At 48.3% G+C, this 12,518-nt stretch carries 11 protein-coding genes; 4 read left to right on the top strand and 7 right to left on the bottom strand.

Features of this window, described 5'->3' with window-relative positions; all coding sequences use genetic code 11:
• Positions 1-21: 21 nt before the first annotated feature.
• Together L9G74_RS02385 and ubiT are read right to left on the bottom strand one after the other, a co-directional pair.
• On the bottom strand, positions 22-309 hold the full coding sequence (locus tag L9G74_RS02385; protein ID WP_238894671.1) for a hypothetical protein: 288 nt from the start codon (positions 307-309) through the stop codon (positions 22-24).
• A 535-nt stretch (positions 310-844) separates the two neighbouring features.
• Positions 845-1,489 carry a ubiquinone anaerobic biosynthesis accessory factor UbiT gene (gene ubiT / locus L9G74_RS02380; protein WP_275297205.1) on the bottom strand — a complete coding sequence of 215 codons (645 nt, stop codon included), beginning with the start codon at positions 1,487-1,489 and terminating at the stop codon, positions 845-847.
• An 11-nt stretch (positions 1,490-1,500) separates the two neighbouring features.
• On the opposite strand from ubiT, the gene ubiU reads away from it, so the two are divergent.
• On the top strand, positions 1,501-2,502 hold the full coding sequence (ubiU, locus tag L9G74_RS02375) for a ubiquinone anaerobic biosynthesis protein UbiU (protein ID WP_238894670.1): 1,002 nt from the start codon (positions 1,501-1,503) through the stop codon (positions 2,500-2,502).
• A 9-nt stretch (positions 2,503-2,511) separates the two neighbouring features.
• Positions 2,512-3,360, top strand: a complete 849-nt coding sequence (locus tag L9G74_RS02370; RefSeq protein ID WP_238894669.1) for a U32 family peptidase — start codon at positions 2,512-2,514, stop codon at positions 3,358-3,360.
• Here the strand turns inward: L9G74_RS02370 and L9G74_RS02365 are convergent.
• On the bottom strand, positions 3,357-4,049 hold the full coding sequence (locus tag L9G74_RS02365) for a DUF998 domain-containing protein (protein WP_238894668.1): 693 nt from the start codon (positions 4,047-4,049) through the stop codon (positions 3,357-3,359). The two genes, L9G74_RS02370 and L9G74_RS02365, sit on opposite strands and share 4 nt — an antisense overlap.
• Before the next feature lie 428 nt (positions 4,050-4,477).
• Here L9G74_RS02365 and L9G74_RS02360 point away from each other — a divergent pair, with 428 nt between their 5' ends.
• Positions 4,478-5,758, top strand: coding sequence for a YjiH family protein (locus L9G74_RS02360; protein WP_238894720.1), 1,281 nt, complete (start codon positions 4,478-4,480; stop codon positions 5,756-5,758).
• A 162-nt stretch (positions 5,759-5,920) separates the two neighbouring features.
• Entirely contained in the window at positions 5,921-7,636 is a 1,716-nt protein-coding gene (gene olsF, locus L9G74_RS02355) for a bifunctional ornithine lipid synthase OlsF (protein WP_500142654.1), read from the top strand.
• Between the two features lie 163 nt (positions 7,637-7,799).
• Here the strand turns inward: olsF and L9G74_RS02350 are convergent, their stop codons facing one another.
• From L9G74_RS02350 to L9G74_RS02335, 4 genes are read right to left on the bottom strand one after another with little or no spacing between them, the layout of a single operon-like run.
• A complete protein-coding gene (locus L9G74_RS02350) occupies positions 7,800-8,102 on the bottom strand; it encodes a TapY2 family type IVa secretion system protein (protein ID WP_238894667.1) in 303 nt (100 codons plus the stop codon).
• Positions 8,102-8,488 (bottom strand): type IV pilin protein, encoded by a 387-nt coding sequence (locus L9G74_RS02345; RefSeq protein ID WP_238894666.1) that lies wholly within the window; start codon positions 8,486-8,488, stop codon positions 8,102-8,104. The genes L9G74_RS02350 and L9G74_RS02345 overlap by 1 nt, the downstream gene beginning before the upstream one ends.
• A 5-nt stretch (positions 8,489-8,493) precedes the next feature.
• Positions 8,494-12,042, bottom strand: coding sequence for a pilus assembly protein (locus tag L9G74_RS02340; RefSeq protein ID WP_238894665.1), 3,549 nt, complete (start codon positions 12,040-12,042; stop codon positions 8,494-8,496).
• Entirely contained in the window at positions 12,039-12,515 is a 477-nt protein-coding gene (locus L9G74_RS02335) for a pilus assembly PilX family protein (protein WP_238894664.1), read from the bottom strand. Before L9G74_RS02335 ends, L9G74_RS02340 begins: the two co-directional genes overlap by 4 nt.
• Between the last annotated feature and the right edge of the window lie 3 nt (positions 12,516-12,518).

Raw genomic sequence — 12,518 nt, 5'->3', positions numbered from 1 at the left:
GGTCCTTTTTTTACGCCTCTATTACGAGTTGCGAGTTGCGAGGCAGAAGTAAAGAGCGGTAAGCGGTAAGCGATAAGCGGTAAGCGATAAGCGGTAAGCGATAAGCGGTAAGCGATAAGCGGTAAGCGATAAGCGATAAGCGGTAAGCGATAAGCGGTAAGCGGTAGGCGGTAGGCGGTAGGCGGTAGGCGGTAGGCGGTAGGCGGTAGGCGGTAGGCGGTAGGCGGTAGGCGGTAGGCGGCGCAGGATTATCAAACCAACTGCTAGGGCGATTAACAGATAAACATCAAACGCTATCCATGAATTCAATACTGCGGCTAACCGAACGACTCAAACTAAAATTTATGGTGGCTCTCGGAACTTTTACCATTTAGCCCAGTCAGAAGTTATGAAACTGCTTAATGTGTTTTGTCTCCTGAATAACACTTGTTCTAGCGCGCAAGTTATTATTCATCTCCAACTACTTATATTTTAACGGCAACCTTAGGTTGCCGCTTTTTTTGGTTTTTTAAAAAAAATTCTGAACTTCTTTCACAGGTTATAGTCATAAATTATGAAGCGAATCTGTTTCATCATTCTCCTCCCTAGGAACAGTTGGACTAGCGCACAACCGTTCCACCTAAAGAGTTCAGGCAGTCAAATGACTGCCTATTTTTTTGTCTAAAAACCGTGTATCGAAATATTTTTAGTCATTCGCAAAAAACTTTGGAACTAACGTGAATTTCCCGAGTCTGATTAATTGAAACGATTTTTGTTCATCATCATTCTCCCTATTTTTTTGGTGTTAGCGCAACCAAACTTACTTATTAAAGCGACCTTCGGGTCGCTATTTTTTTATTCGCATTTACAAGTAGATTGCGGTTTTGGTTGAAGACTGTTGCTGCAACCAAACTAATACCTTAGACACAGATGACAAGCCTAACTTCAGCACGGGTGCTAGTTGGTCATGATCGAGTGATGTCAGTAAATTTTTCACTTGTAAGCCAAGTTCGGTGTCCCCTTCAATCGATAGTTCTCGGCGAAAGAACAGCGAATCGGGATCTTCAATCCCTGCTGCGATCAGTAACAAGTCATCGCTCTTCGCGCGGAAGGTCACATCCGCAGCGGTAACAGGCCGCACGAGTAATCCCTGCTGATAGCCTATTTCAAAGCTGAGCTGTAAATCGGTGACTTCAATAGCAACCCATTTATCGGTAAGAAACGCCAACGCACCTTGAGCCAATGCTTCCTGCAATAACGCTCGGCTTAGTTGCAGCAATAGCTGTTTTTTCAGCGGAAATGGGGTGAGTACTAATGGTTTAGCTAACAGGTTTGGCGCTTTACTAATCACAGCATCTGCTATCTGGCGAGGGAAAATAAACGGCATTGATGGCATCATCCACGGGTAAAAATGAGCTAAGTTTACTGGCTGTTTATGTGGATAATGCTGTTTTAAATCAATTTCATGAATATCTATCCCCGTTAATATTCCTGCTCTGATGGAATGCAAGAGATAGATTCATGGAACTCCTCTGCCCTGCGGGCAACATGGCATCGTTGAAAGCCGCAATCAACGCTGGCGCCGATGCGATTTATCTGGGCATCAAAGACAATACTAATGCCCGCTCATTTGCTGGACTCAATTTCACTCCCGACACGTTGAAGCAAGCTGCCGCCATCGTAAAACGCGCTGGCAAAAAGATGTATCTGACCATCAATACCTTCCCGCAAACGGGGCAAGAGCAACGCTGGTACGATGCCATCAACGCGGCGGCAGATTATCAAGCCGATGCGTTAATCATGGCGGATATCTCACTGCTCGATTATGCCAGCCAGCGACATCCACAGCTGCCACTGCATCTATCGGTGCAAGCCAGTGTCACCAACGCTGCTGCACTCAACTTTTTCCAGCAAGAGTTTGGTATTCGCCGCGCGGTGCTACCACGGGTGTTATCACTGAAACAGATCCGCGATCTCGCCAAAGATACCAGCGTAGAACTGGAAGTGTTTGCCTTTGGCAGCTTGTGCATTATGGCGGAAGGCCGCTGCCAACTGTCATCTTACGTCACGGGGGAATCACCTAACCGTGGCGGCTCCTGCTCTCCAGCAAAACATGTGCGCTGGCACGAAGCCAACGGTGAACGGCTTACTCGCTTAAATGAGGTGTTAGTGGATAAAACTGGCGTTGAGGAAAACATTGGCTATCCGGTGATCTGCAAAGGCCGCTATCTTGCTGATGGTGCCGAACAGCCGGAGTTTATTCTCGAATCGCCCACCAGCTTAAGCACACTCGAACTGCTGCCGGAGTTGGCACGTTCCGGCGTTGGCTCACTCAAAATTGAGGGGCGGCAACGCAGCCCTGCGTATGTGTCACAGGTGACGAAGGTATGGCGCCAGGCCATCGATACTTATTTGCATGCCCCTGAGCAGTATCAAAGTCGCGCCATCTGGCAACAAGTGCTCACCAAAGTGTCGGAAGGACAAGCAACCACCGCAGGCGCTTATCAGCGCAGTTGGCAATAGGATATCAACATGCAGTTTTCTCTCGGCCCATTGCAGTATTGCTGGGACAAACCGGCGGTTGAGGCGTTTTACCAAGCCGCCGCCAATAGTCATATTCCGCTGATTTATCTCGGCGAAACCGTGTGCAGTAAACGGCGTAAACTCCGCTTTGGCGATTATCTAGCGCTAGCGCAGATGTTACGTGATGCGGGTAAATCGGTGGTCATTTCCACGCTCGCGTTAGTCGAGTCTCGTTCCGAAATCACAGAGCTTAAAAAGCAGCTTGAGAATGGTGAGTTTCTGGTTGAAGCCAACGACATGGGCACTGTGGCGCTTGCCAGCCAGTTGCAGTTGCCGTTTGTGTGTGGCCCAAGCATCAATAACTACAATCTGACCAGCCTTAACAAGCTCGCCAGTTGGGGCATGCAACGTTTTGTGATGCCAGTGGATTTATCTAAACAATGGCTAAGCACTATCACTGAGCAGCAGCCACAGTTTGAGATTGAGGTGCTCGGTTATGGTTATCTGCCGCTGGCGCATTCCGCCCGTTGCTTTACCGCCCGCCATCATGGTTTGAATAAAGACAACTGCGAGACTATTTGCGCCAACTATCAGCGTGGGCTGCTAAGCCAAACGTTGGAGCATCAGCCATTACTACGACTTAACGGCATTCAAACACAATCGGCCGCATGTATGGATTTACGGGATGAAATACCGCAGATGGAACAACTAGGAGTGGATTGGTTTAGGGTATCGCCTGACAGTATTGCTAGCGTGGCGTTTACCGATGCGCTCATGCAAGGCGAGCGCTCACTGAGCCAACATCAACTCACTTGCAACGGCTATTGGTATGATGCCGCTGGCATGAGCCAAGTTTAACGCAGCTGGCGGCGTAAGCAGTAATATTTATCGATTAGCAGTGTCAAAATCCACAGGATAAAGACCGAAAAACTAAACCATTCAATACAGGCAGGTAACCACACGTCGGGCCTGCCGCCTTCCAACACCATCTCGTGGTAGAACGGCCGATCACCGTCGGTAAGCCCCAACTTAAATAGTGGCAGTAATAGAAAACTAGACTGCCCTACTAGCGCCAAGCCTGCGGGAAACCATGACCAAGTTTTAAACACTTGTTGAAAGCCCAAGGCGAGATTGACCAAGTAAAACAGTGCACTCAACGAGCCGAGAATGAAAAACCACTTCAGCATGATGATGTGCAAATGGTACACATTGAGCGGAAACAGCCCAATGCCCGCTAGCGTAAAACAGGCAAAGGCCATCGATAAGTAACACAGCGCGCCTGAGACTGATTTAGTCAGCGGCATTGAATACAAGCAAAACAGCACTAAACACAAGCTGCCAAAAAACAGGCCACCGTTTAGCACCACCGCCAGCGGTGAATGGCCATAATTGCCCAACTCACTCATGGTGTAATTCAGTGGAGAAATTGCATAACTGGCAGACGCAGCCGCGCCCGCCAGTGCAATAGCGACACTGGCGACAATCCCGAATACACCCAAGCCACCAAATCCAACAGCGAGCCGGGCTAATCGTGTGTGTTTTTCCATGATTGTCGTTTCCTTAAATCGGACGCTCGTAAGATTAATGATTCACCGTGAAGAATGTTTGACCAGCGTCAAAGCCGAAGCGGATATGGACAAAAACTATCGAAGAAATAATAACATTAGCCACATTAGCTTTTCATGTTATTTAAGTTTACCAAACTCACTTAATTAAATTGCGCCACTATTTTGTGCGCCACAGCGTCCATAATTGCAGCCAAATCCTGCGCTTTTGACCGCGGTAAATTTACAAGCCATTAGCTAACAGGTAACCTTAGCCTTTTGCCGCTGTTATACAGTGAATTGGCGATCCCCCCAAATCATTACTCGCCGCTAAGCAACAATGGATAATTGATGTGACAACAATAAAAAAACATTCATTAAAACAATTACTGACCTTTATCGTGCCATCGCTTATTGGCGTTTTCCTGTTTATGACGCCGATCAGTTACGACGATGCGGTGACCATTCCTGTCGCGCTGATGGCTAAAGCATTACAAGCAGGCATTGGCAATGCCATTACCGGGTTATTAACTGTCGTCGTATTGGTAATGGCGGTGGTTAGCTTGGCGGTAAAGCTGATACGTCCCAAGTTCATTCGCACCAATGGTTTTTTAAATAACCTATTGAACGTTAATCTATTTTGGCTAAGCATGCGATTGTTAGGCGCGGTGTTTATCTTCCTCACCTATTTTCATCTTGGTAGTGATGTCATCACCTCTTCAGACACTGGCGGTTTGGTGCTAAATGACTTATTGCCAACACTGTTTTGTGTGTTTTTCTTCGCCGGCTTATTACTGCCACTGCTGCTTAATTTTGGCTTATTGGAGCTATTCGGTACCTTGCTGACCACCATTATGCGGCCGCTGTTTAACCTACCTGGACGTAGCGCGATTGATTGCGTGGCGTCTTGGCTGGGTGATGGCAGCGTCGGCATTCTGCTGACCAGCAAACAATATGAAGACAAGTATTACACCCAGCGTGAAGCTGCAATTATCGGCACTACATTTTCCGCTGTATCCATCACCTTTAGTTTGGTGGTCATTGCCCAAGTAAAACTGGAAGCGATGTTTGTGCCCTTCTATCTGACGGTGTGCTTAGCAGGATTAGTTGCCGCCGTAGTGGTGCCACGTCTGCCACCGCTACGCTGGAAAAAAGACACGTACATTGATGGTTCACCTCGCCAAGAGCATGATGAAGCCGTGCCCGAACATCACCACGTATTGTCATGGGGTTTTCATCTCGCCATGCAAAAAGCCAGTAACTTTGGTGGCGTAAAGCAACTGCTGACTGAAGGCGGCAAGAACGTGATTGACATGATTTTTGGCATCATTCCCGTGGTGATGGCAATTGGTACGACCGCGCTGATCATTGCCGAACACACGCCAATATTTGACTACCTCGGTATGCCATTTAGACCGCTGTTAGAACTGTTGCAGTTACCTGAAGCGGTTGAAGCCTCAAAAACCATTGTGGTGGGATTTGCCGATATGTTTATCCCGTCCATTTTGGCGAGTGATGCCATCCAAGCCGACATCACCCGTTTTGTGATTGCCGCGCTATCGGTCACCCAGCTTATTTACATGAGTGAAGTGGGTGCACTGCTGATTGGTAGCAAAATCCCTGTGAATGCGGGCGAGCTGTTTATCATTTTCTTGCTGCGTACCTTAGTCACCCTGCCAGTGATTGCAGGTATGGCGCACATGTTCTTCTAATTCTTCTCTATTGGCCCTGCCGCTTCGGCAGGGCTGTCATCATTCTGCCACGCTATCGTCATAGTGCAGTCAAACACCCTCGCTACAGTAAATTCAAATCTGCCGCGATAAGGCCCAGCCGCTCGGTGACCGCCTGCGGTGTTGCCATCGATAAGGCTGAATATGATATTTACTGTCGATAAAGTTGTAGAAGATAACCTCCCTACCCTCAACAACAAACCTTGGTTAGCTAAGCCCACCAAAGCCATGCTGCGCTTTATGCTCAACGAGCAGCAGTGCAACGACATCGCCGCCGAATTTAGTCATCTGCAAGGGCAAGACTTTGTCGAGCAAGTGCTACAACGCTTCAACATCGCCTACACCGTGCCCGATGTGGAACTCGAAAACCTGCCGCCAACCGGCCGAGTGGTAATTTTTGCCAATCATCCCATCGGCTCGCTCGATGCACTGGTACTGATTAAGCTGATTAGTGAAATCCGTAGTGACCTAAAAGTCGTCGCTAACGAACTGCTGATGCAGCTCACGCCACTACATAATCTGCTGCTGCCGGTACGCAATATGACCGGCGGCACGCCCAAGCAACAGTTGGAAAGAATCCACCAGCATCTGAATCAAGACGGCGCAGTGCTGATTTTCCCTGCTGGTGAAGTCTCGCGGCTGCGGCCTAATGGGATCCGCGATACTCGTTGGCATTCAGGCTTTTTACGTTTAGCCCAAAGCTGCAACGCCCCGTTACTGCCGATGTTTGTTAACGCGAAAAACTCCGCGGCGTTTTACGGTGCATCAATGCTGTACAAGCCGTTAGCAACCTTGATGTTAGTTAAAGAGATGTTTAAGCAAACCAACCGCACCATACCGGTACGCATCGGTGCACTCATTGCTGCCGATGTGGTGAACGGTAATGACTTCTCGCTCAAAACCAAGGTGAACCTGTTAAAGAATCATCTATATCGTATCGGCAAGAATCGCCCGGGGATTTTTAGCACCCAAAGTGCAATCGCTCACCCTGAAGAACGCCAAGCACTGCAACGCGCCTTGGCTGAATGTGAACTCCTTGGTGAGACGCAGGATGCGAAACAGATTTACCTGTATCAACATCATCAAAGCAGCCCGATCATGCGTGAAATCGGCCGCTTACGTGAGTTGTCGTTTCGCGCGGTTGGCGAAGGTACTGGCAAACGCCGTGACACAGACCAATATGATCCGCATTACTGGCATCTGGTGTTGTGGGACCGCGACGAGTTAGAAATCGTTGGTGCTTACCGTTTTGCTAGCGCTCAAAGACTTCATCAACAAGGATTATCGTTGTATAGCGAGTCGCTATTTAGCTACCAAGCCAGCTTTGATGAGTTTTTTGCTCAAGGCTTAGAACTGGGCCGCAGCTTTGTACAGCCGAAATATTGGGGTAAACGCAGTTTAGATTATCTCTGGTTCGGCATCGGTGCCTTTCTGGCGAAGCACCCTGAATACCGCTACCTGTTTGGCCCAGTGACCATCAGCAATCAACTGCCTCCTGTCGCCAAAGAGATGTTGGTGCATTTCTATCAAAGCCAATTTCCTGCAACAGCAGATTATTGCCACTCATTCCATCCATTTGAACTCAGTGTGAACCGCCGTCAGCAGCTAGATCAGTTGTATCAAGGATTGGACTACGACGACGCTTTTAAGCTGTTAAAACAGACCTTAGCCACCATGGGCGTGGCAGTCCCGACCTTATACAAACAATATGGTGAGGTGTGTCAGCCGAACGGTGTCAGCTTTTTAGATTTTGGCGTTGATGCCGACTTTGGTGACTGTATTGATGGATTGGTGTTAGTTGATATCGAGGCACTTAAACCGAAGAAACGCAAACGCTATATTGATGCGCATCAGGACTAAACTAAAACAACAAAGCCGCTGCAAAGCGGCTTTGTTTTATCACTCGATATTTAACAGCTAGGGGCTGTTGAGCTTTACTGAATTATTTTGGCAGTAAGCAGAGCGTGATTTACGCAAGGCAGGTGATGTGGCGTGTAGTTCTTCAGCACTAACAGCACCTAGGCTAACGCACTGTTTTCTCATCCAACTTATTCGCCTTCGCACTCTTAAATGGTTGCCCCAGCAGCACACATTCCATCACGCTTTTGATATAGATATCTTGGCCGCCAGAGGACACTTTTCGAGCAATTAGGCCTGCTTGCTGCTTCAGTTTTTCCTCTTCTAGCCACCTAAAGAACATCACCTTATCACCTGCGGTAGAATCAAGATAACATTTGAAATCTTGCTTCTTGGCCTTTTCAGCGTAACTAGGCAAAGCCATTAACAGCGCACTGATGCACATAATTGCTAATAGGATTTTACTCATCACCAGCATCCTCCGGGGCCTTTCACACCAGTGTCAGTAATCGTGATAGTGCCACAACTTGTATCTCGTGTTGCCTGTGAACCTAAGGCTTTGGCGGATACTGTAAATGATGAAGTTCCCGCCGAACTCACCTCATAAATGCCATGTTCAGTGGTGAATGGCGAAGCGCTAAGCCCTAGCTCCTTCAGATCGGTGGTATAGGCTTTGTTGTCCAAATAATACTGTTCTTGCAAATTAGCAACTCGCATCAGCGCTGCATGCGCTTCCGAACGATTGCTCTTGGTGATGTAATCGACATAGGACGGATAGGCTATCGACGCCAAAATGCCAATAATCACCACCACAATCATCAATTCAATCAAGGTAAAACCAGATAACTTCTTCATATCGTTTACTCATTTACATGGTAATACAGGCGATAACGGGTCAGCGGTGATGTCGATTTTGGCGTAATAGTCCCCGTGCAATTATCACCCGATTCATCACACTCACCACTACCGAGAATAAACAGCAACTCACCAGAGGTTTCTCCTTCTGCCGTTGGCGGCGTTATCGGCGGCAATTCTGGCGGGATACAATCCTTACAAATCTCCTCATACTCAGTTACGGCGCTACGGAAACCTTTAGCTAAACCAAATGAGTACAATCGCCCAGTGGAGCTAATTAAACAAGTTTCCGAGGTCGCCGACTCCTGTGCTGGCACAAAGGAGGTGAAATACACATAACCGTCAAAAATCGTCGGACGGGACAAGCTTTTCTCTCCAGCAGAGGTAAAGTCATAACGCCAGCCACGTTTCTGGCCGAAGGCAAGATTCTCTGTATCGGTGTCAACGATGGTAGAGGTGACATCGTAAAGATCATCAATCGTCAATGCACTCGGCACGGCGGCATTGCCTGAGCCACCAAATGTTTGAGTGATGATATTGCGATCTTGCACGACAAAGAACATATCTTGGGTTTCAGTACTTAACGGCCCTGAACGGTTGCCACTACCAATTGCCAAAGCATCAAGAGGGGTATTTTCATAAGCAGTGGTAGTCTTTTCGGTACCGTCAGCGGCAATATAAGTCACCGTGTTCAAGTTGGTCACATATGTTTGCGCAATCACTGGCGCATTAAAGAAACGGCGAGAGGTATTATCCGCAGCACCGCTGAGAGCCGCAAATTTGAATCCACTCCATTTCGTTGCATCGGCAGTTGGCATATCAATACGCCAGATATTACCACCGAGGTCTGCTGCATAAATGCGGTCCGTTACGCCATTGCTATCACTATCTAAAGTAGCCATCTGCGCAGCAATACCATTGTCAATACCGGTTAGAGCAACCTGCCCGCCCACACCAAAGGTGTGTTTTAGTGCGCCGGTTTCAGCATCAACCACATACACGGCGCGGCCATCCGAGTTAGCACCTGTATTAGAGTCATAACCTAAGTTATAACCACCACCGAAAATAACCACTGGGTCATCCGAATCGGGCAGTTTAGTGACCACCGGTATAGACCAAGACTGGGCTAGTTCGCCAAACCCTGTCGTTTCGGAGTCAATGTGCCACAGTAGTCGTGGAGAACTTGGAGTGGTCACATCAAAGCCATAGTAAGAACTGCCACCGCGACGCATACCGACAAATAACCATGCTTTAGTTACATTGCCTGAGTCACCACGTTCAATATAAGCGACCGGTGAGCCGTCGATACCATAGACACTGTGTCCGTTGGAGTAATTGTTTTCTCTTAACGTTTGTACGTTTGGTAGCAACTCGTATGGCATAAAGGCCCAGCTTTCCGAGACATCGGTACCCGTATCATGAAACGCATGGAAGTAACCATGGTTAGTGCCCATAAAGATCATCACATTACTGCTACCACTACTACTGCCGTAATCAATTACCAACGGCCGCGAGTGTAATGGATCACCCATAATGTCACCGCGCACGCCGTTATAGTCGTTCGAAGTGTAATCACCGTTTTCATCTAAGTCGACGTTGTAACCCTTAATCCACCGGAATGCTTTATCAAGGGCAGAACTGTTAGAATCAACCGAGGTATCCACCCCCATATACGTTGCGAGCTCACTATCTCCACCCGCAAAACTACTGGCAGCAGCTTTCGTTAGCGGCACGAGTCCTGAGCCTAAGTCACTGAGTAGGTTACGTGTATCAGGGTTAATCTTACGCGCCACACCGCCTTCTTCGACTTTGTTACCGTCAGGGGAGCGACAATCACTCCACACCGAGCAAGCAGTATTGGCATCACCATTGTCGCGGTCTTTAATCCCCCCATCGCTGTTAATAGCATTGACGTTATTGGCATCCACAATGGCACCAGCCGCGCTGACCTTAAATTTCTTAAGGTTACCAGCCCAACGAGGGCCCAACGATGGTAAGAAGACGGCGTAATAAGCTGAATCTAACGTACGGGTTGGGTCAGCGTTGTTTACCGCAACCCCTGGCGCTGAAAAGCGCTGGCCGGTACGGGTCACTTCATCCAACACGCTACTTAGGGCTGATTGCAATGAAGCCACGCTGTTGGCAGCAAAGTACTGCCCACCACCACGTCTGGCGGTTTCGATCAACAGTGGCTCAGCATTAGAGTCTTCATCCAGCGCAAAACCGATGGTATGAGTGACCACCCGTTGAAAACTGGTCGACGCAGGAATTTGGTCATTGTGGTACATGTAGCTTGCGAGCGCAGGCATATAACTTTGTAATGCAGTATAACCATAACGATTGTACTGGTAACCATAAGTGAAAGCACCGTATTCACCTCCAGAATTAGCGCCACTGGATAATGAATTAACTAAGCTATCTGCACTGTGATCGAGGGTAGGTTCACCATCAGTGATATAGATGATATATGCCACATCACTACAGACCCCCAACGGAGAATCATAAACGCCGTTCTTTTCTGCCGCGACATCATAGGGGGGAGTGTTACCATCTCGGTATCCAACGTCACGGTGGCCGAAATACACACTACGACCACTAAAGTAGCGATATGCCTCGTACAGCGTTTCACAAAGCGGTGTATTAGTTTCAGCGTCTAAGTTATTAACTGAGTTAATTAAGCTTTCTTTTTCTACAATCGTGCGCGGTTTTACCGCAGCAATGATACGGCCACCATCACGATCACCTTCGTTTGGATAGTCTTTATTGAATACAGCTAGGCCGAAGTTCACCGAAGACATACTACCGATGATGCCTTTAATGGCATCTTTAGCGATGTCCAAGCGGCTGACTGACGTCGTGCCCAACTGCCCATTTTGATACAAGGTATACCAACGCAGATAATTGTCGGTATACAGCGTTATCTGCTCCCCTTGTAGAAACTGATTACCCACCGCCATATCGGCAGTAGCGCCCCAAGGTTGATAGTCGCCGCCAGTTCGCACACTGTTTTGCGGAAAACCCGCTTGATAACGACCGTTATTGTCGCCAAGGCCAGACTCAATATCCTCAAAACAGTCCACCGGATTGTTAAGCTCAGCGCCGCTGTTCTCTTTCAGCGGTTGCCAAGTGCCTTTACCGTTGCCTTTGGTAATGTACTCACGTATATAGCCAGTAAAGCGGCCATACTTGTCCAACGCCTGTTTAGCTGCAGTACAAGCGTTAATGGCATCATTAAAACGACGTGACTCCGAAGGACTATCCGGCACCGGTAGCGAACTGTTATCCATACCACTACCCACGGTGAAGTAAATCATTCGACCTTGATAGGAATTTGAAGAACCGACGGCCTCATACTGTCGATCAGGGTCATAGGATGCCGCAACACCGGTTTCCAAGGTATCCATAGAGCCGGAGTTATCAAATATAATCAGTACGTTAGGTTTTTCAGTGGTATTAGCATTAACATACAACTCGGTATCATCAGCAGGCGCCTGACTCGATAAGAGCACTAGGGCAAAAGACCACCAAAGGGCCAATAATTTTTTGCTTTTCATGAGCCGCTCCCATTAAGCACTTGCTGCTCGACACCTTCTGTCACCGTCAGTTGACCGAGGTTGTCGCGACCATAAACTACCGAGCTGGATACTTCTACTCGTCGACACCTAATCAGTGTGGTATCGCTGGCATTGGCAGAACGTTTACAGGAAACGTTCTGCGGCAAGACCTTTAGTCCGCCAGCACCATCATCCACCAGCGGCAGCGGGGTAAGCACTTGCGCGCCATTAAATAAGCTACGTTCAGTACGCTGCATCAATGTTGCTAAGTTACCGCCAGACATACCGTTTAGCACCGCGGCCAAACCACCGTCTGCCACCGCTTTGGCATCAACCCGCTCCGAGCCTGCGCCCGCCATACGCAGTGATTGCCCCGAATTAAGCGCGAGGGCGACGCCAATAAACGTCATCACCACTAACAGTATCAGTGCAAAAAATAAAACTACGCCACGTTGCCGCTGTAGACTTTTCATAAG

It is taken from the genome of Shewanella electrica (assembly GCF_022321485.1).
In the GTDB taxonomy this organism is placed as follows: Bacteria; Pseudomonadota; Gammaproteobacteria; order Enterobacterales; family Shewanellaceae; genus Shewanella; species Shewanella electrica.
This window is presented reverse-complemented; position numbering and strand designations above follow the sequence as displayed.

Coding starts and splice junctions, on each gene's coding strand:
- ubiU (WP_238894670.1), top strand. CDS start 1,501: ATGGAACTCCTCTGCCCTGCGGGCAACATGGCATCGTTGAAAGCCGCA.
- L9G74_RS02370 (WP_238894669.1), top strand. CDS start 2,512: ATGCAGTTTTCTCTCGGCCCATTGCAGTATTGCTGGGACAAACCGGCG.
- L9G74_RS02365 (WP_238894668.1), bottom strand. CDS start 4,049: ATGGAAAAACACACACGATTAGCCCGGCTCGCTGTTGGATTTGGTGGC.
- L9G74_RS02360 (WP_238894720.1), top strand. CDS start 4,478: ATGACGCCGATCAGTTACGACGATGCGGTGACCATTCCTGTCGCGCTG.
- olsF (WP_500142654.1), top strand. CDS start 5,921: ATGATATTTACTGTCGATAAAGTTGTAGAAGATAACCTCCCTACCCTC.
- L9G74_RS02350 (WP_238894667.1), bottom strand. CDS start 8,102: ATGAGTAAAATCCTATTAGCAATTATGTGCATCAGTGCGCTGTTAATG.
- L9G74_RS02345 (WP_238894666.1), bottom strand. CDS start 8,488: ATGAAGAAGTTATCTGGTTTTACCTTGATTGAATTGATGATTGTGGTG.
- L9G74_RS02340 (WP_238894665.1), bottom strand. CDS start 12,042: ATGAAAAGCAAAAAATTATTGGCCCTTTGGTGGTCTTTTGCCCTAGTG.
- L9G74_RS02335 (WP_238894664.1), bottom strand. CDS start 12,515: ATGAAAAGTCTACAGCGGCAACGTGGCGTAGTTTTATTTTTTGCACTG.